The following is a 26,503-nucleotide window of genomic DNA, read 5'->3' on the forward strand; positions in this document are numbered from 1 at the left end:
TAGCTGTCACAAACGCGTCATATTTCCTCTGCTAATCTCTTCGGCGCCCTGCCCTACACCCCAGTCCTAGAGCCCCCAACCGAAGGTGCCGCCAAGGTGTTTCCGTCTCCCGTTCGCCAGCAAATCATCCTGCGCTCCGACAACCTCCGTTCGGACGACTTCGGTGCACTGTTTTCCCGATTGTTTGGCAATCGTTATGCCGACAATCCGCCGCTGCCGTCGAACATCATTATTGGCGGTGTTTACGGGCGCCATGATGGCGTGAGTTTTCGGCGGATGCATTATCACGGTGATTTCACCGTCGCTTTCCCCGATCCACAGGATGAGATCACGTTCGTCATTCCCACTGCTGGCAAGATCGTTTTCAACCACGCTACTGAGTCCATCGGTATGTCGCACGTGGGGCTGGCGATCGATAAGGCGGATATCCGTTCGATGCGCTTTCTGGATGATCACGCGCATCACGGGATGTCGATCAATCGTCTTCAGCTCACCGAGCGGCTATCGGCGCTATTGGATAAGCCGATTCTGCAGAAGATTGTTTTTGAGCCGAGTGTGGATCTGAATTCGGCGGCGTTTCAGGGGATCAAGGCGTTGATTGATCTGGCCACGGGGACGGAGTTTGATCTGCTGATCAACAGCGGAACGTTGATGCCGTCGCGGTTGCGCGAGATGTTGGTCGATGCGGTGCTGGAGGCTTGGCCGCATAACTTTTCCGAGGCATTGCAGCGGCCGGCGCCGATGGTTGCGCCAAAGCATGTGAAGTTGGCGGTGGAGTTTATTCAGGCGCATCCGGAGCAGTTGGTCAGTGGCGTGGATCTGGCGCGGTTGAGTCATGTGAGTCAGCGCGCATTGCAGGAAGGGTTTCGGCGGTTTGTCGGGATGTCGATTGTGGCGTATCAGCGGCAGGTGCGGCTGGAGCGGGCTTATGAGGATTTGAAGCGGCGGGGTTCGGGGTCGGTGACGGAGGTGGCGTTGCGGTTTGGGTTTAGCAATGTGGGGCGGTTTTGTCGGTATTTTCAGGGGGCTTATGGGGTGAGTCCGGCGGAGTTTCGGGCTCGGGGGTGATTGGGTAACAGGTTTGCAAGGTAACTTGTGGTGAGAAGATTTAGCTAAACGTCGCACCCCGCCGATGGGTCGCTAAGCGTGGGGATGACACGCCGGCGCGGTTGATCGAGGAGTGGGCGCGGAGGCGTTTGGCCGAGTTGGCCAGTTGATTTTGCGTTAACTGCTTTCCCCTCACCCTAGCCCTCTCCCCAAGGAGAGGGAACCGAGCCGGGGATATTGAAGATCTACACCGACCCGAGAGTCTTGCTTTGAATCCATAATCGCCTCGATCTTTCAGGTCGATGCATGACGCAAGACGCCTCGGTCAGTCCCCTACAAGCGAAAGGGACACTCGCAGGTTTTGTGGTGGGGCTGCCCCTCATCGGAACGCCGCCCGCCCATCCCTCTCCCGAGGGAGAGGGAGCCGATTGGTGGGCTTTTCAAAATTTGAGCTCGACTCGGTATGCCACGTCGGTGTAACTCTTCCAATCCACGCGGTCAGTCCCCTCTTCCTTCGGGAGAGGGTTAGGGTGAGGGGCTTTTGATTGGCTGCTATCGGATGGAATCAAATGTGTGGGAGCGGGCTTGCTCGCGAATGCGGTGGGTCAGTCGATGTTGGTGTTGGCTGATCTGGCGCTTTCGCGAGCAAGCTCGCTCCCACATTGGGTTTTGGGGCGTTTGTTGGATGGGGTCGTCCTTCCTTGACCCCGTTTTGTTTTAGAACGCGTAACTGGCCTTGAGGCCGCCGTTGAAGCCGTGGCTGTCGCCGCCGCCATTGGCGCCGACTTCTGCGCCGAGGCTCAGGGCGCCGAGGTTGGCCATGAGGTTGACGCCGCCGCTGAATTGGTCGCGGTTGTCGAAGGCCGCGCGTTGTTCGATGTCGAGGCCTAGCAGGTGGCTTTGGCTGTCGACCTGGTTGTTGCCCAGTGTGCGTTCGTAACCCACTTGCACGCCCGGCACCAGTTGCCATGCGCCCATCGCCACCGGGGCGAAGGCGACGTTGAGGTTGGCGACGGCGCTGCGGCGGGTGGCGCTGTTGTCGTCGACGTCGAGGGCCAGTTCGCTGCCCTTCTCTTTGAAGCCGTTGAGGTCTAGGTGGCTGACTCGGAAACCGAGGCTTGGCTCGAAGGTCATGCCGTTGATTGGGGCGCGGTAGCCGAGGGCGACGGTGGCGCCGGTGAGGTCGCCGTGGGTGTCGCCTTTTGCAGTGCCGAGGCCGCCGCCGAGGTCGCGTTTGCTGTCGTAGTCGACGTAGCCGGCGCTGGCGTTGGCATCGAGGAACAGGCCTTGTTCGAGGCTGGTGAAGCCGTAGCGGGCGCCGACGTTGAGGAAGGTGAAGTCGGTATCGGCTTCACCACCCGCGCCGCCGACGCTGCCCTTGCTGTAACCGAAGCCGCCGCGTGCGCTGAGTTGTTCGCTGTAGCGCTGGGTGATGCCGACCATCAGGCCTTGGCTGTGTTCGTTGCTGCTCTCGGCGTGGGCCGAGCCGTCGGTGCCGAGGTAGCCGGCGAGCGCGGTGGTCCAGAGGCGGTATTGGCCGACCTTGAGGTCAGTGCCGCTGGCGAATGGCGCGGCGGCTTGTTCGATCATTGCGTTTTGGCGCAGCAGGTAGCTGGCGGCGTCGGCGTGTACCTGGCCGCCGACCTGGGATTCGACACCGCCGAGGGTGCCAGCGTCGATGGCCGATTGCAGGTAGTAGTTGTAGGCGCTGTAGGTGCCGGACAGATCGGTATTCTGCAATTGGCGAAGCAATTCGGCGCCAGCGGCGGCGTTGCCGATCAGCCCCGCCTGACCCGGCAGGCTGTTGTATTCGACGAGTTTGCCGCGCAGGACGTAAATGGTTTCCTGCGACAGGCCGAGGCCTTGTTTGAGGTAATTGTCCATGCTGCCGTATTGCGCGGTGACTTCGTCGAGACCGGCCTGCAAGTAGCTGGCCTGGACGCCGAGCAACGGCTCATACACGGCGGCCATACTTGGCGGCATGGCTTTCAACGTGGCGGCGACGCGGGCGGCGGTGTAGTCGTTGGTCGCCAGATAATTGGCCATGATGGTCGCATTGTCGACACCGGCGATGCTTTGCAACACAGCGGCGGTCCAGCCGGTGCGGTCCTTGCCGGCGGTGCAGTGGAACAGTTGTGCGCCGTCGGTGCTGGCCAGTTCGTTGAACAGTTTGTTGAACTGGCCGCGCATGCCAGCGTCGCTGACGAACGCGCGGTTGGTCTGCTCCATCATGGCGATGGCGTCGGCGGCGCTTTTGAAGGAGATGTTGGTGATGTTCGCGCCGGAGGTGGTGCTGCCGATGATGTCGATGTTCTGGTAGGTCGCTCCGCTCAGCATCGTGTCCGGAGTGGCGGCGATTTCGCTGGGGGTGCGCAGGTCGTAGACGGCTTTGATGCCGAGGCTGTTGAGGGTCGCCAGGTCGGAGGCCGTCGGAGTTACCGCGTTGGCGCGGTAGAACACGCCAGCGCGCATGGTGCCGTCGTGGGCGGTGGAATACGCGGTGGTGGTGCCGGCGACATCGCGGAAATTGTCCATGCCTTGCAGGCGCGGCGTGTCCAGCAGCACGGGCTCGGCAGCGTGGGCGGCGGCGATGGACAGGCTCAGTACGGACAGCGAACACAGAAGACGTTGAAACACGGTGCAGCCTCATTGTTTAAGCGTTGGGCTGATCACTATGGGTAGGCAAGTGATACTGAATATGACAGTTTTGCTTTGAACGGAAATGGCTGCGCGATCGGGCCGTGGGGTGCGCGATTGGTCCATCCGTTGGAAGGTAACGTCTCAGGGATTAACGAAAATGGACTTTCAGATTAGAACGGCAACCCGCGACGATGCAGCAGTGATCAGTGAACTCATCGTGAGGACTTTGCATGAGTCCAATGGACGCGACTATTCAGCGCAAATCATCGAGCAAGTGCAGCGCAGCTTTTCACCGCAGGCGATTCTGGCATTGATGGTCAGCCGTCAGGTTTATGTGGCGACCTTCAATTGGCGCGTCGTGGCAACCGCCAGTCTTGATCAGGACGTGGTGCGCAGCGTGTTTGTCGAGCCTGCGTGGCAGGGCAAAGGGCTGGGTAAGCGGTTGATGGAAAAGCTTCAGTCTGTCGCCGTCAGCCAAGGTCTTAAAAAGCTGCACGTGCCCTCTTCGATCACGGCTGAAGGTTTTTACCGAACGCTTGGATTCGACAAAATTCGCGACGAATATCACGGTGCCGAACGCACGATTATCATGCAGAAGAGGTTGTGACCTGAGCGGCAGAGCCACTGTAGGACTGAGCCTGCTCGCGATAGCGGTGTGTCAGCCAACCGATGTGCAGGATGACACTGCGCTTTCGCGAGCAGGCTCGCTCCCACAATGACCGGTGTCAGTTGGTCTGGCTGACCACGTTGATGTGCGTGATCCCTACTCGCTCGGCATGTTCGAGGATCTGCTCGGGCGTTGAATCTGCGGTGGGCATGAGCAGGCCGTTTTCAGCGTCGCCCAAGTGCAGTTCCAGCAGATGCATCGCGGCTTCGTGCTTGGCCAACTGCTGCTCCTTGAGCTCAAGCAGAAAAGTCCTGGGCTCGCCGTTGAATCGATATTCGATGTGATAGGTGTACATGATTTCATCCGCGTCAGTAGGAAAAGGCACTGTTTATCCTGACGCGACGGTCAGTTTTTAGTTCAAATTGAATCGCCCCTCAGGCCAATCTGGAATTCATGGCAAACTTTTCGCGCGTCGGGGCGTCCTTTTCTTAAACCCCTTACCGGCTGATCTCAGCCAAGGACTGGCGATGACCTTCTTTATCTTTCTTCTGGCCTGCGCGGCTGCGGCAACCACCGGCGTGATGTTCAAACCGGGGCCGTGGTACGAAGCGCTGAACAAACCTCGCTTCACTCCGCCGAACTGGGCATTCCCGCTGGCCTGGACGATTATCTATCTGCTGCTGGCCTGGGCCGGTTATCGCTTGAGCCTGATCCCCGGCAGCCAGACCGTGCTGGCCTTGTGGGCGGCGCAGATTGCGCTGAACACGTTGTGGACGCCGGTGTTCTTCGGCGCGCATCAGGTGTTGGCGGCGATGGTGATTCTCACCGTGTTGTGGCTGGTGGTCGCGGCGATGGTGGTGCTGGCGATACAACTGGACCTGATCACGGGGTTGATCCTGTTTCCTTATCTGGCGTGGCTGTGTGTTGCCGCTGCGTTGAATTTTTTTATCCTGATCAAGAACCGCTGATGACCAATGCCAATTGGGGTAGTGAAACACCGTGGCCGCAAGGTGAGCGTGAGTTGGCGCAGGTGCGGGCCTTCAACAGGAAGCTCGCCTGGCTGCCACGCTTCAAGATCCGCAATCGACTGACGCCGCGCTTGATTCAGGCTCTGTTGCGCGCGAGTCAGATTGGCGGCTCGGGCGCGTTGCGCAAGCTTGGCCTGACCGCTGAGCGCAAGCTGATTGCTAACGTGCCGGTGCGGATCATCCGCCCCAAGGGCCGGGCGAAAGGCGTGGTGCTGGATTTTCACGGTGGCGGCTGGGTGATCGGCAATGCGCAGATGGACGATAACTTCAACGCGGCCATCGTCAATACCTGCGAAGTGACGGTGGTTTCGGTCGACTATCGATTAGCGGTTTCAACGCCAATTGAAGGTCTGCTGCAAGACTGCCTCAACGCTACTCGCGGAGTATTGAGTGATGCCGAATTTGCCGGTCTGCCTGTTGTAGTGGTCGGTGAATCGGCGGGCGGTCATCTGGCGGCGGCGACCTTGTTGACGCTCAAGCAATGGCCCGATTTACTGCAACCCATCCGCGGCGCACTGCTGTATTACGGCGTCTACGACCTGACCGGAACCCCAAGCGTACGCAGTGCGCCTGCCGACACACTGGTGCTGGACGGCCCCGGCATGGTCGAGGCGCTACGTCTGCTCACGCCCAACCTGACTGACGAACAGCGCCGTCAGCCACCGTTATCACCTCTGTACGGCGACTTCAGCGGTTTCCCGCCCGCCCTGCTGTTTGCCGGTGAACTCGATCCGCTGCGCGACGACACCCTCGACATCGCCAAGCGCTGGGCGCAATCAGCGCCGGTCGAAATGTACCTGCTGCCCTCCTCGCCCCACGGCTTTATCCACTTCCCCACGGCCATCGCTCAGGGCGTGCTGGCCTATAGCCGGAAATGGATTTCGGCACGCATCGAGGCCGTTAAGGTGCCTGACGAACTGGCGTAAACGTTGAGGCTCAGGCGAGGTAAAAGAAGTACAGCGCCAAACCCAGCAACTGCATGAGCAACAGGATGGAGAGCAAATGATTGCAGCCCTTCCACGCCTTGCTCACCGGTTGGTTTTTTGCCACTCGGTAGCGAAGATAACTGTCGAGTGAAAGTGACGCCGCAGGGATCAGCACGAACAGGAACATCAAAAAGAAATTAAACATTTCCTTTGCCCGTCGACTCCCAACATGAAACCGGATTTGTTCGCTGCATCGTGCACTGCTCAAGTCGTCTGAGCAGATAGCTTAGCTGATCGGCATGTACCCGGGATCCTTGGGGTTCTGCCACATAGTGATCCCGGGCAATAACACTTAGTGGGGACAAGTCGGTGACGTGCGATCCCTCAAAGCCGCCATTAAGTGGCAAAATCCCCCGACCCTGATCATTTCGGAGACCACAATGCTTCGCGTGTTTGAACAACGGCTCGACCCATTTCCTCCCGACGAAGCACCACCTCCGCCCGTCGGCCTGATGCGGTTCCTGTGGGCCTGCACACGTGGCGCACGCGGTTATATCCTCGCGCTGGCGCTGCTCAGTGCCGGTGTGTCGATCTACGAAGCCTGGTTGTTTTCCTTTCTTGGCCAGGTCGTCGATCTGCTCTCGACGTGGCAGGCCGGCGGCGGGGTCAACGCGCAAGAAAGTCGCGTGCTGTGGGGCATCGGCATCGTGTTGTTCATCAGCATCGGGCTGGTGGCGCTGCGCACCATGGTTCAGCACCAGATCCTCGCGATCAATCTGCCGCTGCGGTTGCGCTGGGACTTCCATCGGCTGATGCTGCGACAAAGCCTTTCGTTTTTCTCCGATGAGTTTTCCGGGCGGGTCACGACCAAGGTCATGCAGACCGCGCTGGCCGTGCGCGAAGTCCTGTTCACCCTGATCGAAATCGCACCGGGCATCGGCGTTTACTTCATCGCGATCATCGCCCTCGCTGGCGGTTTTGCCTTGAAACTGATGCTGCCGTTCATTGCCTGGCTCGCATTATTCGGGCTGGCCATGGTTTATTTTGTGCCGCGCCTGGGGAAGGTCGGCCAGGAACAGGCCGATGCGCGATCATCGATGACCGGGCGCATTGCCGACGCCTACACCAACATCACCACGGTGAAACTGTTCTCGCATTCCAAACGTGAAGCCCACTTCGCCCGCGCGGCGATGGAGGATTTCAAGCTCACCGGTTTTCGCCAGATGCGTCTGGTCAGTCAGTTCGAAATCGTCAATCAGGCGCTGGTGGTCGGGCTGATTATCGGTGCCGGCGGCTATGCCCTTTGGCTGTGGCATCTGGGCCAGGTCGGCACCGGCGCGGTGGCGGCGATTACCGCCATGGCGCTGCGCATCAACGGCATGTCGCACTGGATCATGTGGCAGATGACGTCGCTGTTCGAAAACATCGGCACCGTCCAGGACGGCATGGCCACCCTCACCCGTGGCCCCAAAGTGCAGGACGCGCCGAACGCCGCCGTGCTGGTGCCGGCGGGCGGCGCGGTAACGTTCGACAAGGTGAACTTCAACTACAACGGCGAACGTCAGGTCCTCGACAACTTGAGCCTGAATATCCGCCCCGGCGAAAAAATCGGCCTGGTCGGCCGCTCCGGTGCGGGCAAATCGACGCTGATCAATCTGCTGCTGCGCTTCTACGATGTCGACAGTGGTGAGATTCGCATCGACGGCCAGAACATCGCAAAGGTGAGCCAAGACAGCCTGCGCAGCGCCATCGGCATGGTCACCCAGGACACGTCGCTGCTGCACCGCTCGATACGCGACAACATCGCCTACGGCCGCCCGGACGCCACCGACGAAGACATCCGCCGCGCCGCCGCTAACGCACAGGCCGACGGTTTCATCAGCCAACTCAGCGACAAGCAAGGCCACAGCGGCTACGACACCCTGGTCGGCGAACGCGGCATCAAGCTCTCCGGCGGCCAGCGTCAACGCATTGCGATTGCTCGGGTGATGCTGAAGAACGCGCCGATCCTGCTGCTCGACGAAGCCACCAGTGCGCTGGATTCGGAAGTCGAAGTGGCCATTCAGGAAAGTCTTGATGAAATGATGCAGGGTAAGACCGTCATCGCTATTGCGCATCGGTTGTCGACGATTGCGGCGATGGATCGACTGATTGTCATGGACGAGGGGCGGATTATCGAGCAAGGGACGCACACTGAGTTGCTGAACAGAAACGGCATTTATGCGCGGCTCTGGCAGCATCAGAGTGGTGGGTTTCTGGGTGAGGATCAGGGTGTGGCGGCGGCGATGGATCAGGCTTGAGGGTGAAGGACCGAAGGCAATCGCTCATGAACGATTGCCTTCGGCTGAAGCGGACATTCAAGCCCTTTACTCTTCCAGAATAAACTCCTTGTCAGGGCTGCTTCGACAACCGCGCCATCGCATCAGCCAGTGTGTCATCGGCGCCTGCGGACTCACTGGCGATACTTGCAAGAGCCGCCTGCGCGCCCCGCAGTTGATCGCGGCTTTGCTGAGCCTTCATGACTCGGCCAACACAATGCAGCGTGTCCTGATAACCCTGCTCGATCCAGGTCGGGATCTTGTCGACATCAAAACCGAGCAGGTCCTGAGCACCGCTCATGAGACCGGTCGCTCGGTTCAGGCTTTGCTGGGGACGAATTTCCAGGATGGTCGCCTCCGGAAATCGTTGACGGCTCCATGGAGAACCATCACTCAGGTGAGTGACGATCACCAGGTTGCATCCGGCTTCCAGCAAAGGGGTGATTGGCGTGTTGCCCTGCATCGTCTGCCAGCCACCTTGACCGCCGTCCGAGAAACGCTTCGCACCCTGTTTGCGCGAGGCGAACAATAGCGGGATTGCAGCAGAAGCCAGCAAAGCCTGTTTGCGCTCGTCTTCCGGGAGGGACTGTATATGCACGAATTCCGAATCCGGTGTATTGCTCAGCCCCAGCTCGGCGATGAATGCTGACGCCAAGTCCTGCAGGCCACCGTTGCTGCGATACAACGACACATAGAGCGGCAGCCCTGTCGCTAGCTGCTTGCTGTCGAGAAACTCATCCATCAGTTGCTTCAACGGTTGGTCGTCCAGCAAGCCTTCGTCTAGCCCATCAAGCCAGCTCGGCAACTCGAACTCGAAGGCGCCCGCTATTTTCTTCACGGCGTGAACAAGCCCGAGCACAGCCCCTGCCCCCTGAATCCGCAGGCCCGCTGCAGCCAACAGCGCCAGATATCCAGGCGCTTTCATGCTCAACGGGGAGTCATTGGCCAATCTTTCCCAGACAGCCTCAAGGCGCTCGACAGCAACATCCAGCGATGGAGAAGAAGCCAGAACGCCGCCGTTGAGAGCGCCAATGCTGGCCCCTGAAACTGCGTCGATACGGGTGCCGAGTTCGCGCAAGGCTTTGAGCACACCGACCTGATAAGCTCCCTTTGCCCCGCCACCAGAGAGCACCAGGCCAACTTTCATGGGCGTATCCATCACGAAGCCTCCAGAAACAGCTCACTGATCATGGCCTCTGTCACACGTGGCGCACCAATGATGCGGGGCAAATGCACAGGCAACTCTTCGGGCGTCTGCGACGCCGCAAACGCGAACGGTGTGGAATAAGGATCCGTCCAGTCACCCAGATAACGGATAGCATCTTCGCCGTCAGCAGACACGACACCGCCAACAGGACGAGCCAGCCATCGGTCGCGAGTCGCGATACGCTCGCCCTGACTGATTCCCGCATCCTTGTTTATCTGAATGATTGCCTGATTGGCCAGACGCTCAAGCTGTTTTTGTCGTTCGTGCCCGGACACTGTCTGGCAATAGTCGCCAAACGCCCCCCACCGCAGTTCTTCAAGTGCTGCATAGCAGCGCCCGGACAGCGTGAACATGTTGAACCGCCCTGCTCCCCACTTGCCGAAAACATCGTCCAGATGCAAGTGTGCCTGCTGTAACCGGTCAATCCTGGCGACATTGCGATCCAGATCATCACATCGTTCGTCCAGGCGTTGCGAAAGCAGATTAATGGCCTGGCGGCTCTCTATCGAAAAATCGACGAGGGTGGCGACGTCACGCTTGAGCGCATTGACCCGGTTGTTGACTTGAACAATCGCATGGTTGCCTTTTGCCAACGACTCGCTCAAGTCTTTCAGCCAGTTCAACGCCCCTTCCACACCATCGGTGAGGCTTGCGTTGATCTCAGCCTGATTGCGATCACCCTGACCGGTAAAGCCGTCGTAAAGGCGAGCGAAAAATCCATCCCGCTTGGCCATGTAACGTTGGCGTTCACGCGCGACATCAATGCCGTTGGCAAAGTCCACCACGAATTTTTCGGGCAGACACGTCAGTGTCTGGCAGATATCCGAGCCGGGTGAAATCGGGGTCTGCTCACTCATGCCGCCACCTCAACGCCCGCGGAAGGGACGTCACGTTTGAGCGCATCACTGTCCTTTTGAATACCAGGCACATGGCGCTTGAAGCCTGCCAGCAGTTCACCCAGTCTTTGCTGCTGCCCTTGATCGGACTGTTTGTCGCGAATACTTTGATTCAGGTCGCTGCGGATGGACTCGACGGTGAGCCTGAGTTCATCAAAGAAGTTGTCAACACTGGCCTCCAGTGGCTTGGCGATAGTCTCGACCGTGGCACTCGCCAAACCAGCGAACAGATCGGCGACAGACTTTTCGATGGAGGCCTTCACCTTATTGACGTCGATTTCAAAGTATTCTTCTTTTGATGAATAGGTTTCCCAACCCCAGTCATCTGTGTCGAAGAAGCTGCAAATGCCCCCCCACAAGCCACCGGCTCGACGCCGACGGCGCACACTGCGCTGCTTATTTTCGATGACCTCACCCAACACTTCTCCACTGGAAGGTCGCATTGAAAGCGCTGGCATGGGTGGTAGTTTGATTGCAATGGCAAAGCCGCTACGGTTCAGGCGCTGGTTGAGTTGACTGATAATCTCACTGGCTTGAGTTGAAATGCCTTGCTCGAACAAGACATGAAAATCTCTCAGAATGAGTTCAGTCTCTGCGACCAGACGTCTCTCATTGAGCGTGATTATCTCGCGGACGCCGTTCTCGATACCTTGCGTAATCTCTTTAGCTTTTTCGCGATCGCTGAGTTTGATGACAGGCGTATTTTCATCAAACTCATAGCCGTAGCTCGTCCGTCGTCTTTCCAGCCTCCGCTGGCTAGCCGCACCTGTAAGCATAGAGAGCAGCCCGGTCAGTGAATCTCTTTTGCGCTCCTGAGGTTGTTGCTCCTCGGTTTCCTTGCCCGCTTTGAATCCCTCTTGAATCTGGTCGCTGATGGCGGCACGAATTTCAGAAAAGACCTTGTCCATCTTTCCATCAATGGCTTGCAAGGCACGCTCGGCATCCTTTCGCGTCTTGGCTTCCAGGCCGCTGATGCGCTCTATGTCATTGCGTAGAGAATTGATCTGCTCGCTCAATTCTTCTACGCCCTTTCCCAGCGCAGCATCTCGAACAGAGAGAAAGTTGTTCAATCTGGCCGCGATGTCAGCGAGCTTGGCGGCAGCAGAAGCCACGGCAAGTGTCGCAGCGCCGGCGTGGGCTTTACGAATGATCTGATCCAGAGGGGCCGCGAACAACGAGGCATTCCAGAGTGCGTTGGCCGCTGTTTTCACAGCCTCCGGATTTGTCACCATGCTCGTCCAAAGCATGCCGAACGCTGCTTTACCGAAGTCCTCCACCCAGGCGTTCTGCTCGCCGACAATCGTCGGCAAGCAGCCATTGAGTGCCAACTCGCGTCGTGCACGGTTGGCAAGATCGCCGAATTTTGACGATACGGGGAATACCTGAGAATGCTGTAGTCGACCCTCCATCAATGAATCAGCAACAAGGCGTTTGGTCTGCGCCTCATCATCACTGTTGCGATCTTTCTCATCGAACTTGTTGACGAGCGCAAACATCCGCCCTTGAGCTACATCTGCGATTCGCTCCAACTCCTGGCGCACATGCTGGTCAGCATCCGACTTGAGTTGAGTGAAGTCCAGAACGGCTAAAACAGCCGAGGCGTTTTTCAGTTGCTCGCCAAGCATTTTGCGAAGATGCTGCTGGCCGGCTTCATTCGGGCCGGGCGTGTCGAGCAAGGTCAAACGGCCCAAACCTTCTGGCATTGCGGCCAAATGGGAAAACTCGACTTCAATAGCGGGGATTTCGTGAATTTCGTCATAGCTATCAAATGGGAAGTCCACGCCCAACTCGAGCGCTACGCGCACTAGGTCATTCAAGCTTCTGAGGAACCAAAAAATGGCCTCAGGACCCTGATAGCAGTTGTCAAACCGCTGATTCTCGTCAATTAGCCGCAGCAGGGACTGCATATCCTTGTCGTCAATCAGTTCGTAGGGCAATTGTTGCCCGGCGGGGTCACGCAACAACTCATGCAACTCAGCTACGACACTGTTGATCGGGCCGATGTTTTCCAGACGCAAAACAGGTTCGATCTGGCCGGGGGTATGACGAATAAGCGTCGGTAGAGCGGTCATCGGACGATTTCGATTTGGCAGCACCTCGGTGCCGACAATGGCGTTAATCGTCGTCGATTTACCTGCCTTCATCGTGCCTACGACGGCCAGCACCATTTCCAGGCGCTGAAGCTTGTCTGCTTCACCCCGGAGCATTTGCAAATCTTTCTGGATGCTGGCCTGGGTAAACGTCTGGTGCTCATGACCGTGCTCATCAACCACGACGCCGTCTGCATCCTTCATTCGTTGCAGCAGATCGATTTCCACTTCAAGCAAACGCAGGGATTCTTCGCGCAGCAGTTCGATATTTTGCTCGTACATCTGATCTCCTTGAAAATTAGCGGCCCGGATTGTGGTCCTTGAATCTGCCAATGCTTTACTCACAACAGCTGTCACTGCATCAAATAACGAAGGGAACATGGCCAACGCCTCAGAAACTTGAAAACTCACGGTGTGCTATCAGCGAACGTCGTACCCCAACATAAACAACGAACGCTCCAACATACTTAATGTCACGGGGAAACCCTGAGCGCGCAGCATTTGGCCCGTAGTCCACAGCAAGCGGCTGCTCATCCGCACAAGCTCAGCCCACTCCCTGTTGCGTGCAGGAATGTCGCTGGAGGTGGTATAGAGGCTTGTGAAAATGAAGAGGTCTTGCGAAGGATTTCTCGTTTCATCCTTTTGGTTCGCGGTCTTGGTATTCGGGCCCCAGCGAAATGCCAAATCCGCAGGAACCGTGCGCTCAGCATTTGCCAAAAGCCAAGTGCGCGCCAACAACCCCAATGCCGCACCCACACGACCGTCATAAATAATCAAGCTGTCCGGCGCCGCGGCGGCATAGATCTTGGTCATCGCCGAATTCATCAACAGTGTTTTTCCGTTGAAATCGTCCAGCGGGTCTGCACATGCGCGGTCAAGCAACTTAACGGCCCTGCGGATTGAACGGCACAAGGTCTTGGCTGCCGCCTGCGACTCGACACACTGCAAAGAAGCATCGTCAGCCTTTCGCGCTACGCCCCCCCAGGCAAAGATCGCCTTGCACGCAACCAACGCTGCAGCATCATCATTGGCCGCCAGGCTCTTGCGCAGCTCAGCTGCAATACTCGCAAAATCATGCGGTGCGGCTTTTTCAGGCCAGCAATAGTGTTGATTCGCCTGGCTCAAGCTCTGGCACCACCAATCGCTGGCGCCATGCCGAGCTCTCCAGTCTTTCCAGGAATGGTGCCTACTGACCTTGTAGCGATGCGAAAACGAACCTGCTGCACCTGTCCATAAACCGCTCAGATACTGAGCAAAATCAAATTGCCTGGCAGTGAGCAAACCCTTCCCGACTCGTCGTACCGGGTTCGAAAATGAAAGATCATTGGCTGCGAGAGGCGTCACGAGCCAGACAGCATTAGGCGTCGATGTGCGAATATCGACCACGCCGAGTGCTTGCAGAATTGGCAGTACGTAATTGATGTTTCGCGTGCCGTACGCTCCGCTCAACGTAACTCTACTGGCACGACAGAGCGGGCCGGATAGCGTCGGATCATTGTTCGACTTGATCAGGCACGGACTTTCAATCCCATGGCTGTGTTGGTGAAGGTAATTCAGCGCAGCTTCGAACGCCGATCTGAGCAGGACGTGGCGCTTGGAGGCGACCAATACGATCACCCGGTCATCGGCGAAACCTTCAACGATGTATTCACTGCGTTGGGACGGAGTCCGAAGTCGACTCAGCTCTCCCATGCGCGACCAGGCACGAGAAATCGTTTGCACCACCCTCTGCGTCATGCTGATTCCTTTCGATCTCAAAGCTGCTCGCGACTGACTGAAACTGGCTGGCCGATCCATCTCCAAGATCGCCAATATGATGTCGAAAAGGCGCACGAAGGCGCTCCCTTTCCCATGATTCCACTTCAGTCTGCTTTGGCAGCGGCGCCCGATTATGCACAGGAAGACATCGAAATGCCATCACACCAGACACCGACCAAAGTTTTATCGACGCGGCCGAAACTCAATCAGCAACGGCCCTGATTGGCTTACCGTACGAGTTTCAACGGGTGCGCCAAAAGATGCAGTGGCGCAAGGATTAATGGCACAGTGACCAACGCTTTGATGAATACTCACTTTCAACCCATCGGCACCGCAAACACCGCACTGGCCCGCGCAACCGTTCGCTCACCAACATTCAAACTAACTGCAGCAAACGCCAATTGACGTCCCTTTTTCGAGTACTCCAGACGTACCTCCAGCCACTCATTCATTTTTACCGCGCCGAGATAATCCAGGGTCATGCTCGCGGTGATCAATGGCTGTGGAGGGTCGCTGGAAAAGGCCATGGCGTAACCCATCCCGACATCGGCCAATGTCGCCAATACCCCGCCATGCAAGGTGCCACGGCCGTTGGCATGGCGTGAGTCAGTCAATAAACCCAGCTCCAATTGCAGCCCGCTGCCGCGCGCGTAGATCGGGCCCAGCAAATCCAGCAACGGGCTGCTGCGGCTGAATGGGGTGAATCCCTCGGGAATTGCGGTGGCGTCCATGGTCCCTCCGTGTGCCGGCGACTCACCGGCGTCATTGAGCTGAATACTTCGATTCAGTTGGAAGGTTTATGGGGAATGATGTAACGGGGGAAGAACTATACGGATGCGGAATCTGCACTGATAAACCGTGCGCCCTGAATGGGCGGTACTTACACCCGGGGAGCTGTCTTGATACCTTGCCGAACCGAAACAGGCTCTTGTTCAAGGAGGAAAATTGCGGATCTACATTACAGGCGCTTCGTGTGCGGGCGTGACGACATTGGGGCAGAACCTCGCCCTTTTGCTCGACCTGCAACACGTCGATGTCGATGATTATTACTGGCTGCCCACCAATCCTCCGTTCACGACTAAACGACTACCCGATGAACGCGTTTCATTGATGCAGCGAGAACTCGGCGACGACGATTGGGTGTTGACCGGCTCGTGTATCAATTGGGGAGATGCGCTGATTGCCCATGCCGATCTGATTGTGTTCGTTGTCACACCTACGCCTGTTCGCCTTGAGCGGCTGGCAGTACGGGAAAGGCGCCGCTTTGGAGATCGGATTGCGCCCGGTGGTGATATGCATGAAATACATGTGGCCTTTCGAGAATGGGCCTCGCAATACGACAATCCAGACTTTTCAGGACGCAATCGAGCGTGGCACGAGTCGTGGTTATCAGCGCAAACAGCCCCGGTGTTGCGAGTTGACGGCATGAGAAGTACTGAAAAAATGGCTGCGGATGTCATTCAGGCTTTGTCGTGATCGCGGGAACCAGAACGATCAGCCCGTAGACACTAGATCGCCACCCTCCACCATCCGAACGCTGGCAAACGTCGATTCGTTGCGTGCCTGATCAAACGTCGTCAGCGGCTTGATCATTGACGGCTGCGTTACCGGTTTACGGCTCATCTCAGAACCGGATCGCTCGTCGCTCGGCGGCACGCCAAAGTGCTCGCGATAGCATTTGGAGAAATGCGGGGTGGAGACGAAACCGCAAACATACGCCAGCTCAACGATCGACAAGGAGGTTTGCTTGAGCAGCTGTCGCGCGCGAATAAGCCGCAACTTCAAGTAGTAGCGCGACGGCGTGCATTGCAGGTATTTCTGAAATAGCCGCTCCAGTTGCCGACGTGACAAATCGACGTATTCAGCCAGGTTATCCAGGTCGATCGGCTCTTCGAGATTGGCCTCCATCAAAGCAACAACTTCTTGCAGCTTGGGCTGATGCGTGCCGACCACATGTTTGAGCGGCACTCGCTGATGGTCCTGCTCGGTGCGGATGCGTTCGTAGACGAACATCTCGGAGATGGCGTTGGATAGCTCACGACCATGATCGCGCGCAATCAGGTGCAGCATCATGTCCAGCGGCGCGGTTCCGCCGGAGCTGGTGAAACGGTTGCGATCGAGGGTAAACAGGCTGGTGCTGACACTGACGCGCGGGAAAGCTTCCTGCATGGCTGCCAGAAATTCCCAATGCACGCTGCACTCGTAGCCGTCGAGCAACCCGGCTTTGGCCAGCGCCCAGCTACCGGTGCACACCCCGCCCAAGCGCTTCGATTGACGCGCCAAGGCTTGCAACCAAGTCGTGTGCTCGCGGGTAATCGAACTCTGGATGCCGACGCCACCGCAGACGATGACCGTGTCCGCCACAGCGGGATTGCTCCACGCTCCATCCGGCGTGATCGGCACGCCATCGCTGGCCCAGACCGCCGCGCCATTGGGGCTGAAGGTATGCCAGCGATACAGCGTTCGCCCCGTCAGTTGATTGGCCATGCGCAATGGCTCGACGGCGGACGCCAGCGACATCAGGGTGAATTTGTCCAGCAGCAGAAAACCAACGGTTTGTGTCTTACCGTCGGCCGCGGTGGGGGTCGATGACATCATGTCCTCATAAAGATCGGCCTGAGATGCAGGCGTCGGTCATATCCCTCGGCCTTCGCCAAGGGAGTATCAGGTTCGGCGCCAAAGCCTTACCCCACCGACGTGACCCTCGCCGCCGGCGCAGGATGACGCGACGTCACCAGGCCGATAAAGGAAATCGCCAGCGCCAAGCCGATGGTTGTGGTGACTTCGGTGCGGTGTTCCGGGGTAATCATCATCACCGCCAACGCTGCGCAGATGAACACAATCACCAGCCACGTCAGCCAGGGAAACAGCCACATGCGAAAGGTCAGTTCGACGTTGCGCTGTTGCAAAATCCGCCGCATGCGCAACTGCGACACGGCAATGGCGAGGTAGACCAGCAAGGCAATCGCCCCGGAGCTGGCCAGCAGGAATTGAAACAGTCCGGCGGGCATGAAATAGCTCCACACGGTGATTGACGCACCGATCACGGTGCTGGCGATGACCGCTGCGCGCGGAACACCTTCCGAGGACGTCGCCTTCAGCATCTTCGGCGCGTCGCCACGACGACCCAACGAAAACAACATGCGCGAGGCAATGTAGATCGAGGAGTTCATGCAACTGGCTACGGCGATCAGTACGACGATGTCGACCATAAACTTGGCATGGGGAATGTTCATGATTTCCAGGGCCCGCTGATAGGAACCTACCGAGGCCAGCAACGGATCATTCCAAGGCACCACAGAGATGACCACGAAAATCGACAGCAGGTAAAACACGCCGATACGCCAGATTACCGAACGCGTGGCTTTGGCTATGTTTCGCGACGGGTCATTCGATTCGGCGGCGGCGATGGTCACCGCTTCGGTACCGATAAAGCTGAACATGATGGTGATGAAAGCGCCGACCACCGCTGACAAGCCGTTGGGTGCAAACCCACCGTGCTCGGCCATCAGCCCACTCAAACCGCTGACTTCTCTGTCGGGAATACAGCCCATCAACACGGCAAAACCAACGCCGATAAAACCAATGATCGCCACGACCTTGGCCATGGCGAACCAGAACTCGAATTCGCCGTACTTGGACACGCTGAACAGGTTGGTCACCACCAGCGCAATGATCGAGCCCAACGCGAACAGCCATGCATCAACCTGCGGAAACCATTGGTTGAGTACATGCCCGGCGGCGAGCGCTTCGATAGGAATCACCAGCACCCAGAACCACCAGTAGAGCCAACCGATAGTGAACCCCGCCCAGCGCCCGATGGCATGGTCGGCATAGGTCGAGAACGAGCCAGTGTCGGGGTTAGCCACCGCCATTTCGCCGAGCATGCGCATGACCAGCACCACCAGCAAACCGGAAAACAGATAGGCCAGAAGAACCGCCGGCCCCGCCGCCGCAATGGCATGCCCCGAACCTACGAACAAACCGGCGCCGATAATCCCGGCGATGGACAACATAGTGACGTGACGAGGCTTGAAGCCCTGCGCCAATTGGCTACTCGAATCCGTTGAGTTCGGGCTGATCATTGGTTTTTTTATTCTCTGCTGATCGACATTTAAGCAAGTTGACCGGGCAAACGAGTACGCTCGTTGCCTGCTGAACCTCCCGAAAGAAGCCCGTTCAACCGCCGCAGTTCTTATCAACCCCATGATCTGAATGGGGTTATTTTGATGTGAAGACACGTCACCTTACCCGGCCTGCCGGACGACTCAATAGCCTGATTGCGCCATGATTGTGTCTGATATCGACATGCAAAGACCGAACGGTCGAGATCGGCACCAAGCAGTCAGCGAGAAGTCGCAGAATAGTTTGCGGGTTCGTTGTGCCTTGTTCCAACAATCAGCCAAACGCAATACGCAGATGTTTGATCACTTCTTCAATGGAAGGGCCTTGCGCCTGCGGTGGTATCGGGTTTTCCCCAAACTCCCGCCAGACGAACAACGTCAGCTCTGCACCGTCAGTCGCTGACGCAGCGCATTCAACGTGGGCAAACGTATCGAGGAGCCGATATCGCGTGTCCTGCCAGAACAGCGCTTCGACCCAGTGATAAACCGGAATGAAATGGAAGTGGATCGGTAAACCCGGCTGATGCCCGTAGCGACCGATGTAGAGGTGTTTTGGCGTGAGTTGTCGCTCGATGACTTGCTGGGTTTTGGCAAGCAGACCGCCCAACTCGCTCAAGGCATCGGATGACAACTCGGCCAGCGATGTGGTTTCGACCTTCGTCCCCAGCATCAGATAGCCGGGAAGCGTGTTCGCCAGATGGTGATTGATGATCCAGTGTTCGGTTTCATGAATGATGAAATTCGGGGCAATTTCCATGTGCCGGAGGTCCTGAAGCAATTGAGGCCAAAGAGTAACAAAGGACTCGTCACGATGCCTGCGCAGATCCCGATCCCCCGGCAATGTAAACATCATCCGCGCCCGACGCGGCGCGTTCGGCTCCGCCCACCATGGGCAACAATAGTCATCACTCATAAGGCAACGTTTGAAGAGCTTTAAAAAAATCAAGTCGCTCCTGACCGAGTTGAGGTCTTCAGAAAAACAAGGATTTTTTTGCCCTCCGGCGCAAGTCGCGTAGGCTGGCGCTTTTGCGCAAAAAATCACCCCCGCAAGGACGCACAGGACTGCCCCATGAACACCACTCAAGACTGGCTGGCTCGGTTGGCACAAAAGCAAGGACAGTCTTCCACCTATGAAGATTATCGGCGCAACGAGGCGCTGGAGATCCTCACTCGCCTCGGCAATACCGGCACATGGGCCGACGTGAGCAATCACTCCAACGGTTTTGTTCGAGAGGTTGCGGTGCGAGAACTGTGCAGACAGCCGTCCCCCGAAGCATTAGCGGTGTTGATCGAACGCCTGAACGATTGGGTCACGCAGGTGCGCGATTTGGCGGCGGCGGGCCTGCAACGCTACTTCTCGCCTGCTCATACACAGGCCTGGTTGTCCGCTCTTGAACCGGTGATGGCATTGGCAGCGCAACGCCGGGTCGACCACAGTCAGACGCTGTCGACGGTACGCAAAATGCTGCAATCGGCGGAATGCCGGGATGAGGTGTACGCCGACCTCTTGAATCGCCAGGGCAAAGCCGCGCGCTACCTGTTTACGCTTTTGCTGGAAAACCCTGAAGATCGCGAAGCCCTGCTCCGCAGCGCTTTGGCTCATCGTGAATTGACCGTACGCTTGATGGCGGTGCCGGCGAGTGCGATGTTGCCGGCGGCACAAAGTCTGCCGTTGCTCCTCGATGCGATGTCGCGCCCCGGCGGCAAAATCCGTGTGCGCGTGCTGTATGCGCTGCTGCCACTACTTGCCGATCCGAAACCGGTTCTGCGCGAAGCCTTGCTGGATGTGTCACCAGCCGTCCGCAATCTGGCGCTGTGGGCCGCACCGCGTAATGACGTTGATGCGCATGCCGTCCTCACCGAGCGCCTGAGCCAGCCTTTGCCCACGGCAAAACAACACTGGCTGGGCGTGATCGGCCTGACCACTGAACTCAATGACACGTTGCCAGAACACTGGCATACAGCCGCACTGCGCTCGGCCTTTGTCACTGTGCGACAGGCCGCAGCGCGCCTGCTTCGCGCTGATCAATTGCCTGAACTGTTCGCGGCGCTTGATGATCCGTCGGATAAAGTTTTTTCGGTGGTGATTGCGCAACTGGACAAAGTTGCCTGGTCTTTGTTGATCCGCGGAATGACAGCCAAACTTGACCAAGACTGGCATGAACTCCCGCTGACGCGTCGCAACGCCATTTTCCAACTGCTCCCGACCTGGCAACAAATCGGCTACTTGTTAGGTCGCCTCGATACAGGGCATGCGGGGCAAACCTACTGGATAGGTCAAATCGAAGGGTGGTGCGACAGGCAGTATCTGGCTGTCGATCCGGTAACGCCCAAGGCCGAGCGCGAAGCAATGCGGGAAAAGCTTCGGGAGTTGACGGCAAAGGGGCTGATCCGCTCGGGTGCTCGCTTTTCATGACCCCGCAGCCTCAACAGACAGGACTCAAGATGATCCGCCGGTCATAGACCAGTGATAGCGTTTGGTGCCGTTCCTCAAACGCCACCTCGGGCCTGACGTACATAGAAAAGCCCCTGGCACCCGATGAACCTGTGGCGCTGCTGCTTCGTCCGGTCTTCATCGGGCCAAGTTGTTTTCACCGTTACCGGTTCATTTCGGGACAACGCCTACCTTTCCTCCTTTACATGGAACGACAGTCGATCCTTGTTCTCTACCGCTGAACCTACAGCGGAGGGATTGACCATGATTGCCCCTGAAACCGGTATGAGAGCGGGTGAGCGATATCGCATAGAAAGCGTCGAGCGTGCGCCGCAATTTCCTGGATTTTTCCTCGACGGCAAGTATTACCTGGGTCCCGAGTTGCAGACGGCCGTAGGCTGGCTCGAAGGGCAGAATTTCTTGTATGACCAACTCGATCCCAATGGCGAACCGGTTTATCCAGACAGACTCGTTGGCACGATCACCGGGCGAACGCTGGAACTGGCAGATGGTTTGCGCCTGAGCATCGAGGAAATGCCGTTTCAGGCAGAAGTCGTTACGCCACTCCAGACGTTTGACGAAGCGAGCATTGCAACCCGACCACTGGCGATATCGCGGCGACATGCAGCAGCAGGCTTGCGCCAGCCGATGCAACCTTCGGCGCTTCTGGTTGCAGGCGCTGCATTGCTGGTCGGGCTGTGCCTGCTGGCAATCAATCGTTCTGGTCGTCGAGTCAGGTAGCCTTCGCACGACGCGGGTAGTGGCCGCTGCTTTGTCACGGCCCGCGCTCAAAGGCTGATCGCAGAGCCTGCTTCGCGCATGAATATTTCCACGGTTTTCGGACCGATGCCGTCGAATTCTGCGAGGCGCTTTTCAAAGGCCTGACGATCGGCGCTGGCCTCGACCATATGGCTGACCTTGCCCGCGTATTCATCGTTTAGCTTGCGGGCCAAGGCGTGAAGACGTACGGCGGTGGTCTCGTCATAACGCACGTAATGCGCCTCCCCGAGCATCGCGACCAGTTCACGATGGCTGCACGCAGCCAGTTTGCTCGGTGTATCGCGCCCGTGTTTATCAGCGATCACCCGATAGGCTTCGGCAGCGATTTCGGCCTGTATCCGCTTGCCCATCAAGAAACTGGCAAGCAGCCACTTAAACAGCGCAGCGTCATCGTTGTGCTTGAAATGAATGTTCAAATCCTCGGCGCTGATCGTCTTGTTCACCGGTTATCTCCGGGGCTGAAATCGTGGGGTATTTTCGTCCGCGTGTGTGCTTGGCAGACGCTTGATCTTTAGGCCGCCGCCGGTTCCAACCGTTCAAAGCAAAGCGTTTGTCAGCAGCCTGAAACAAACCGCGAAAATCCTTTGAATTTTTTGGGTTGGCAAAACTCATTTGCGTATGAGCGTAAGGAGGAACTCATGAGCAACGTCGACATCTTCGTCATCGAATACAAACTGCACGGCCAGCCAAAATCATTCGTCATCCGCGCCAAGACCATGCGCAACGCTGACGCATGGCATTGGGCGAGTTGCGACGCCGGCATTGCACCCATTCCCAAACCCGGCAAGCCACCGTTGAAAGTCATCTCCAAACCCCAGGCCGAGCGGTTCGGCATCACCGAGGTGAAATGGCGCGAAACGGCAACGGTGGACTGGATGGAGGCTTGATCATGCTCAAACAGATCGGCACCACACCCATCCGCCGCGACCATCGCGCGAGTTGTCATTGCGGCGCCGTGATCCTCGAAATCCACCTGCCCGACGGCCTGCCCACGCCCCATCGCTGCGACTGCTCGTTCTGCAAACGCCGAGGCGCGATCGTCGCGGCAGTGCCGGCGGCTGACCTGAAAGTGATTCGAGGAAAATCCGCATTGTTGAAGTACAGTTTTGGCCAGCAGGTGGCCGAGCATTTTTTCTGCGGTAACTGCGGCATCTACACCCATCACCGACGCAGCACCAACCCGCAGGAGTTTGGTTTCAATGTCGGGTGTCTTGAAGGGGTTAATCCTTATGATTTGGGTGAGGTGCCGGTGGCGGATGGTGGGGCTTGGCAGTCGCCTTAGCTGGCGAGCGCATCAAGGCTCGCCAGCGGTTCAATGAGCAAGATCGGCATTGCCGAAAGCGACCTGCCTTATTGCACCTTAAGCTCAAGCAACTCACCGCCCTCCTTGCTCAGACGCTCCAGATAAGCACCGGCCTCCAGCAACTGATAAGGAAAGTACAGGCCTGCTGGCGTCGGCGCTCGACCGTCGAGCCCAAGCAATCGCTCCAGCAGCATGGCGATGCTCAGCCCCGTAAGTGCAGCGGCGCCTGCCGGGTGAACGAGGGCATGCCGGGTGTGCAACGGTAGCCCTTGATGATCCTCGCCGACCATTTCGATAAGAATTTCGGTCGACATCGGCCGGCCCGCGCGCCGTGATGAACTCACCCCGCTGGCGAGATTGAACTGAACATTCGGTGCATCGGTGGCGGCCGCCAGACCAGTGACGTCGATGGACGAGAAACCGCTGGCTTGCATCGGCGTACCGTCCAGCGCACGGAAGCTGACGTTCTTGTCCTCCCCTTCGCGCCAGACGTAATCGCCCTCGCGCCGAGTCAGGGCGGCAGGCAGCATCTTGTTCAGGTGCTCGAAATCCTTGGCCACGGTCGGCCCGCCACCGTCCTCCTCGTCGACCAACGCATCAATGCGGATATCGCGCACCCGCGAAAACGACTCGGCAAGGTGCAGCGCCGCCACCGTCGTTGCACCCACCATCCATTCGTAACCCAGCACGATGGGCGCCGCGTCAGGGCGATGGATGAAACTGGCGATTTGCGGTGCAATCTCGAAAATGCCGGAAGAAATGCTCAGATGCGGCACCTTGCGCTGCTGCGCGAAACGCAGCCCGGCAAGGGAATGATCCATGTAGAAAACCGCCACGGCGCTGACCGGGCGATCGCCCAACCCGAGGTCATCGGCAGTTGGGTCAATGACCACCCCCTGCGCCCCGCCCATTTCCTCGGCAGCTTGTTGCGCCTTGGCCAGGTCGCGGCCGCCGATCAACAACGGGACGTCGGGATAGGCAGCGCGCAGCGCTTCGGCAGAACGGTGGCCAATCGCGCCGGAACCGCCCAGGAATAGAATTGGATGAACTGACATAGGTATCCTTCCTCGTCTTTTTGGGGTTGCAACTTAGTGTTGGTGCGTGCCTTGGCGTGAGGGTTCCCCACCATTGGCTGAGCTGGAGGATGGACCGACGAATGTCAGTTTGAACAGCGTGTTGATGAGGCGTGTTTAGGAGTTTTTCGTGGTTGTTTAAAAGACACGTCGCGTTACCTGCTTAAGGCTACAACGTCTTGCGCCGTTGCCTACGACTACGCCAGAATCCGCCGGCTTGTGCGTCTGGGGCGCGGGTTTTATCGTTTCCGGGTCACTGAAAAACAGTGATGGGGTTTGGTAGCCCGCTTCCATATGACGCATAACGTCACCGTGCGCAGATGCTTTTTCAGCATTTGTCTTATGGTGGCCATGCGCAGGGCGTCCTCGGGCGCGCCGGATTTTCCATATGGGCCGGTCTACCAACCTTCGTATGGCCACCACCTTTCGTTTGGTAGCGAAGGTGATGGTTCCTTAAGTCCCATATGGAGCTTCATCTATGTTCAAACCAACGCCGAATCCACCAGAAACCGATCCAGTCTCACCCTACAAATTCCCAGACTCCCGAACACTCAACGACGCAGCCGAGCGCGCCCTCGATTACTACCTCACGCCAACCCAACGCATCATGGGCAGCGACCAGAAACACGCGCCCATGTTTCTGGCCAACGCCGACTACGACAGCGAATCCCTGCTCGTCAACGCCAGCGAGTCCCTCAGCTCAGCCACCGAAATGCTCTGCAACTTCGCCGCCCTCCTGGACCCAGGTCACCGCAAGACTGCGCTGGGGATTGCGCAAGTGGTGATGCTGGGGGAGTTGGCGGTGAATCGAGCGCTGGATAATGTTGTGCCGGTGGATTGAGGGGTATTCCCTTTGTGGCGGTGGTGTGGCTGCTGTCACAAAGGGATCAAGATTGCATTGGGCGTCTGCTTTCGGCCAGAAGCGACCGGACTGCCTGATAAATAAATCTGTCCCCATTCCACCCGGCGATGAGTTCCCCTTCCTTGAACCATGAAGGCAATGTGATAGCATGCGCTCGCCCCCGGAGAGGGGGAATTTTTCTACATCCCGCAAGGAATATGCCCCCGTGAAAGACTTCGTCATCAGCGTAAACAACACCGTCCTCTATCTCTCCCTGGCGTTCATCTGGCTGGTCGCTATCGTCGCGATTTTCACCAGCGGGTTCCTCCCGGCGCTGGGTATCTTCGTGGCCGGCACCCTGTGCTGGTGCATCATTTCCGGCTTCTGGTTCGTCCAGTCGGCGACCTACGAAGAACTGCGCAAGCTAAACGCAAACAAAGGCTGAAACGTCAGGGCGGAGCAGTAAGTGCCCCGCCCTACCCTGAGCGCTTGGTTCCGTGCCGAGCGCTCTCGCCCACTTTAATGGCTCGCATAAATCCCGCATTCTCCGAAATCCTGAAATTCCCGCCATTCCTTTTCTGCCAATAAAAGCCCAGTACTATCTTTCAAGAAATATCCCCGTCCCTTGTTCTCATCCGCTGAGTGACGAACTAAAGGTGGTTTGGTTTGGGACATTATCTGACTGCGCCATAGCTGACCGACATCAGAACTGCACTCTCATGGCATCTCAACGATTTACCGGTCGAATACGACTACGTAGAACAAAAAGAAGAAATGGGACAGATTTATTCTCTGAAAATAAATTTGTCCCTTTTTTACTGATCGGCAGCAGGATCAATGACCACGCCCTGCGCCCCGCCCATTTCTTCTGCGGCTTGCTGAGCCTTTGCCAGGTCACGGCCGCCGATCAGTAACGGTACGTCGGGATGGGCGGCGCGTAAGGCTTTGGCAGAACGGTGGCTGATGGCGTCGGAGCCGCCCAGAAACAGAATTGGATGAACTGACATAGGTATCCCTCCTCGTCTTTTTGGGTTGCAACTTATGTTGGTTGCGTGCCTTGGCGTGAGGGTTCCAAGCCATTGGCTGAGCTGGAGGATGGACCGACGAATGTCAGTTTGAACGGCGTGTTGATGAGGCGTGTTTAGGAGTTTTTTGTGGCTGTTTAAAAGACACGTCGCGTTACCTGCTTAAGGCTACAACGTCTTGCGCCATTGCCTACGACTACGCCAGAATCCGCCGGCTTGTGCGCCTCAAGGGCCACCGGTAACTTGGTTCGCATCACTGATTCCCAGTGATCGGGTTTAGTAGCCCGTGGTAAATGAAAGTGCACAAGCGTCCATCAAAAGGTATTCACGTACCTGCACTCGATGGCGGCTGTGCGTAGGGCGCCCTCGGGCGCGCCGGCTTTCTTCTTTTCCCCGGTCTACTAAC

At 57.6% G+C, this 26,503-nt stretch carries 26 protein-coding genes; 12 read left to right on the plus strand and 14 right to left on the minus strand.

Annotation, left to right across the window (positions count from 1 at the left end):
* Nucleotides 1-96: 96 nt before the first annotated feature.
* Nucleotides 97-1,068 (plus strand): AraC family transcriptional regulator, encoded by a 972-nt coding sequence (locus HU718_RS17075; protein ID WP_186616081.1) that lies wholly within the window; start codon nucleotides 97-99, stop codon nucleotides 1,066-1,068.
* A 696-nt stretch (nucleotides 1,069-1,764) separates the two neighbouring features.
* Here the strand turns inward: HU718_RS17075 and HU718_RS17080 are convergent.
* The gene (locus HU718_RS17080) at nucleotides 1,765-3,684 is read right to left on the minus strand and encodes a tyrosine-protein phosphatase (protein ID WP_186616082.1); all 1,920 of its coding nucleotides are present in this window, start codon (nucleotides 3,682-3,684) and stop codon (nucleotides 1,765-1,767) included.
* Nucleotides 3,685-3,844: 160 nt separating this feature from the next.
* Here HU718_RS17080 and HU718_RS17085 point away from each other — a divergent pair, with 160 nt between their 5' ends.
* Nucleotides 3,845-4,294: a GNAT family N-acetyltransferase gene (locus tag HU718_RS17085; RefSeq protein ID WP_186616083.1), complete on the plus strand. Its 450-nt coding sequence runs from the start codon at nucleotides 3,845-3,847 to the stop codon at nucleotides 4,292-4,294.
* Between the two features lie 118 nt (nucleotides 4,295-4,412).
* Here HU718_RS17085 and HU718_RS17090 read toward each other — a convergent pair whose 3' ends face one another.
* Nucleotides 4,413-4,679 carry a DUF6555 family protein gene (locus tag HU718_RS17090; RefSeq protein ID WP_225936804.1) on the minus strand — a complete coding sequence of 89 codons (267 nt, stop codon included), beginning with the start codon at nucleotides 4,677-4,679 and terminating at the stop codon, nucleotides 4,413-4,415.
* Between the two features lie 142 nt (nucleotides 4,680-4,821).
* Between HU718_RS17090 and tspO the strand changes: the two genes are divergently transcribed.
* On the plus strand, nucleotides 4,822-5,262 hold the full coding sequence (tspO, locus tag HU718_RS17095) for a tryptophan-rich sensory protein TspO (RefSeq protein ID WP_186616084.1): 441 nt from the start codon (nucleotides 4,822-4,824) through the stop codon (nucleotides 5,260-5,262).
* The gene (locus tag HU718_RS17100) at nucleotides 5,262-6,248 is read left to right on the plus strand and encodes an alpha/beta hydrolase (RefSeq protein ID WP_186616085.1); all 987 of its coding nucleotides are present in this window, start codon (nucleotides 5,262-5,264) and stop codon (nucleotides 6,246-6,248) included. Before tspO ends, HU718_RS17100 begins: the two co-directional genes overlap by 1 nt.
* Before the next feature lie 10 nt (nucleotides 6,249-6,258).
* On the opposite strand, the gene HU718_RS17105 is transcribed toward HU718_RS17100, so the two are convergent.
* Nucleotides 6,259-6,453, minus strand: a complete 195-nt coding sequence (locus HU718_RS17105) for a hypothetical protein (RefSeq protein WP_150707928.1) — start codon at nucleotides 6,451-6,453, stop codon at nucleotides 6,259-6,261.
* Nucleotides 6,454-6,688: 235 nt separating this feature from the next.
* Here HU718_RS17105 and HU718_RS17110 point away from each other — a divergent pair, with 235 nt between their 5' ends.
* Entirely contained in the window at nucleotides 6,689-8,548 is a 1,860-nt protein-coding gene (locus tag HU718_RS17110) for an ABC transporter ATP-binding protein (protein ID WP_150707927.1), read from the plus strand.
* A gap of 91 nt (nucleotides 8,549-8,639) precedes the next feature.
* Here HU718_RS17110 and HU718_RS17115 read toward each other — a convergent pair whose 3' ends face one another.
* The 5 genes from HU718_RS17115 to HU718_RS17135 form a co-directional block, all read right to left on the minus strand.
* Complete coding sequence (locus HU718_RS17115; protein ID WP_225936805.1) at nucleotides 8,640-9,713, minus strand: patatin-like phospholipase family protein; 1,074 nt, start codon at nucleotides 9,711-9,713, stop codon at nucleotides 8,640-8,642.
* 11 nt (nucleotides 9,714-9,724) lie between these two features.
* A complete protein-coding gene (locus tag HU718_RS17120) occupies nucleotides 9,725-10,630 on the minus strand; it encodes a diguanylate cyclase regulator RdcB family protein (protein WP_186616087.1) in 906 nt (301 codons plus the stop codon).
* A complete protein-coding gene (locus tag HU718_RS17125) occupies nucleotides 10,627-13,140 on the minus strand; it encodes a dynamin family protein (RefSeq protein ID WP_225936806.1) in 2,514 nt (837 codons plus the stop codon). Before HU718_RS17125 ends, HU718_RS17120 begins: the two co-directional genes overlap by 4 nt.
* 39 nt (nucleotides 13,141-13,179) lie before the next feature.
* The gene (locus HU718_RS17130) at nucleotides 13,180-14,592 is read right to left on the minus strand and encodes a hypothetical protein (protein WP_186616088.1); all 1,413 of its coding nucleotides are present in this window, start codon (nucleotides 14,590-14,592) and stop codon (nucleotides 13,180-13,182) included.
* 242 nt (nucleotides 14,593-14,834) lie between these two features.
* On the minus strand, nucleotides 14,835-15,248 hold the full coding sequence (locus HU718_RS17135) for a PaaI family thioesterase (protein ID WP_016984875.1): 414 nt from the start codon (nucleotides 15,246-15,248) through the stop codon (nucleotides 14,835-14,837).
* A gap of 214 nt (nucleotides 15,249-15,462) precedes the next feature.
* Between HU718_RS17135 and HU718_RS17140 the strand changes: the two genes are divergently transcribed.
* The gene (locus tag HU718_RS17140) at nucleotides 15,463-15,993 is read left to right on the plus strand and encodes an ATP-binding protein (RefSeq protein WP_016984874.1); all 531 of its coding nucleotides are present in this window, start codon (nucleotides 15,463-15,465) and stop codon (nucleotides 15,991-15,993) included.
* Nucleotides 15,994-16,011: 18 nt separating this feature from the next.
* Here HU718_RS17140 and gbdR read toward each other — a convergent pair whose 3' ends face one another.
* From gbdR to HU718_RS17155, 3 genes are all read right to left on the minus strand, one after another.
* On the minus strand, nucleotides 16,012-17,112 hold the full coding sequence (gene gbdR / locus HU718_RS17145) for a choline metabolism transcriptional regulator GbdR (protein ID WP_150707923.1): 1,101 nt from the start codon (nucleotides 17,110-17,112) through the stop codon (nucleotides 16,012-16,014).
* An 89-nt stretch (nucleotides 17,113-17,201) separates the two neighbouring features.
* Entirely contained in the window at nucleotides 17,202-18,602 is a 1,401-nt protein-coding gene (gabP, locus tag HU718_RS17150; protein WP_186616089.1) for a GABA permease, read from the minus strand.
* A gap of 313 nt (nucleotides 18,603-18,915) precedes the next feature.
* Entirely contained in the window at nucleotides 18,916-19,398 is a 483-nt protein-coding gene (locus HU718_RS17155; protein ID WP_186616090.1) for an HIT family protein, read from the minus strand.
* A 312-nt stretch (nucleotides 19,399-19,710) separates the two neighbouring features.
* On the opposite strand from HU718_RS17155, the gene HU718_RS17160 reads away from it, so the two are divergent.
* Both HU718_RS17160 and HU718_RS17165 read left to right on the plus strand, forming a co-directional pair.
* Nucleotides 19,711-21,057 (plus strand): HEAT repeat domain-containing protein, encoded by a 1,347-nt coding sequence (locus HU718_RS17160; protein ID WP_150707920.1) that lies wholly within the window; start codon nucleotides 19,711-19,713, stop codon nucleotides 21,055-21,057.
* 282 nt (nucleotides 21,058-21,339) lie between these two features.
* The gene (locus HU718_RS17165) at nucleotides 21,340-21,816 is read left to right on the plus strand and encodes a short chain dehydrogenase (RefSeq protein ID WP_102899044.1); all 477 of its coding nucleotides are present in this window, start codon (nucleotides 21,340-21,342) and stop codon (nucleotides 21,814-21,816) included.
* Nucleotides 21,817-21,863: 47 nt separating this feature from the next.
* Here HU718_RS17165 and HU718_RS17170 read toward each other — a convergent pair whose 3' ends face one another.
* Nucleotides 21,864-22,298 carry an HhH-GDP family DNA glycosylase gene (locus HU718_RS17170; protein WP_186616091.1) on the minus strand — a complete coding sequence of 145 codons (435 nt, stop codon included), beginning with the start codon at nucleotides 22,296-22,298 and terminating at the stop codon, nucleotides 21,864-21,866.
* Between the two features lie 195 nt (nucleotides 22,299-22,493).
* Between HU718_RS17170 and HU718_RS17175 the strand changes: the two genes are divergently transcribed.
* Nucleotides 22,494-22,742, plus strand: a complete 249-nt coding sequence (locus tag HU718_RS17175; RefSeq protein ID WP_016984867.1) for a DUF6555 family protein — start codon at nucleotides 22,494-22,496, stop codon at nucleotides 22,740-22,742.
* Nucleotides 22,743-22,744: 2 nt separating this feature from the next.
* A complete protein-coding gene (locus HU718_RS17180; protein ID WP_150707918.1) occupies nucleotides 22,745-23,137 on the plus strand; it encodes a GFA family protein in 393 nt (130 codons plus the stop codon).
* Nucleotides 23,138-23,205: 68 nt separating this feature from the next.
* Here HU718_RS17180 and HU718_RS17185 read toward each other — a convergent pair whose 3' ends face one another.
* Nucleotides 23,206-24,213: an NAD(P)-dependent oxidoreductase gene (locus tag HU718_RS17185; protein ID WP_186616092.1), complete on the minus strand. Its 1,008-nt coding sequence runs from the start codon at nucleotides 24,211-24,213 to the stop codon at nucleotides 23,206-23,208.
* 496 nt (nucleotides 24,214-24,709) lie between these two features.
* Between HU718_RS17185 and HU718_RS17190 the strand changes: the two genes are divergently transcribed.
* Together HU718_RS17190 and HU718_RS17195 are read left to right on the plus strand one after the other, a co-directional pair.
* Nucleotides 24,710-25,072, plus strand: coding sequence for a DUF6124 family protein (locus HU718_RS17190; protein WP_186616093.1), 363 nt, complete (start codon nucleotides 24,710-24,712; stop codon nucleotides 25,070-25,072).
* Nucleotides 25,073-25,298: 226 nt separating this feature from the next.
* On the plus strand, nucleotides 25,299-25,517 hold the full coding sequence (locus HU718_RS17195) for a hypothetical protein (RefSeq protein WP_007916145.1): 219 nt from the start codon (nucleotides 25,299-25,301) through the stop codon (nucleotides 25,515-25,517).
* Nucleotides 25,518-25,887: 370 nt separating this feature from the next.
* Here the strand turns inward: HU718_RS17195 and HU718_RS17200 are convergent, their stop codons facing one another.
* Nucleotides 25,888-26,079: a hypothetical protein gene (locus tag HU718_RS17200; protein WP_225936807.1), complete on the minus strand. Its 192-nt coding sequence runs from the start codon at nucleotides 26,077-26,079 to the stop codon at nucleotides 25,888-25,890.
* Nucleotides 26,080-26,503: the final 424 nt, after the last annotated feature.

Origin of the sequence: Pseudomonas tensinigenes (assembly GCF_014268445.2) — a bacterium.
Lineage (GTDB): Bacteria > Pseudomonadota > Gammaproteobacteria > Pseudomonadales > Pseudomonadaceae > Aquipseudomonas > Aquipseudomonas tensinigenes.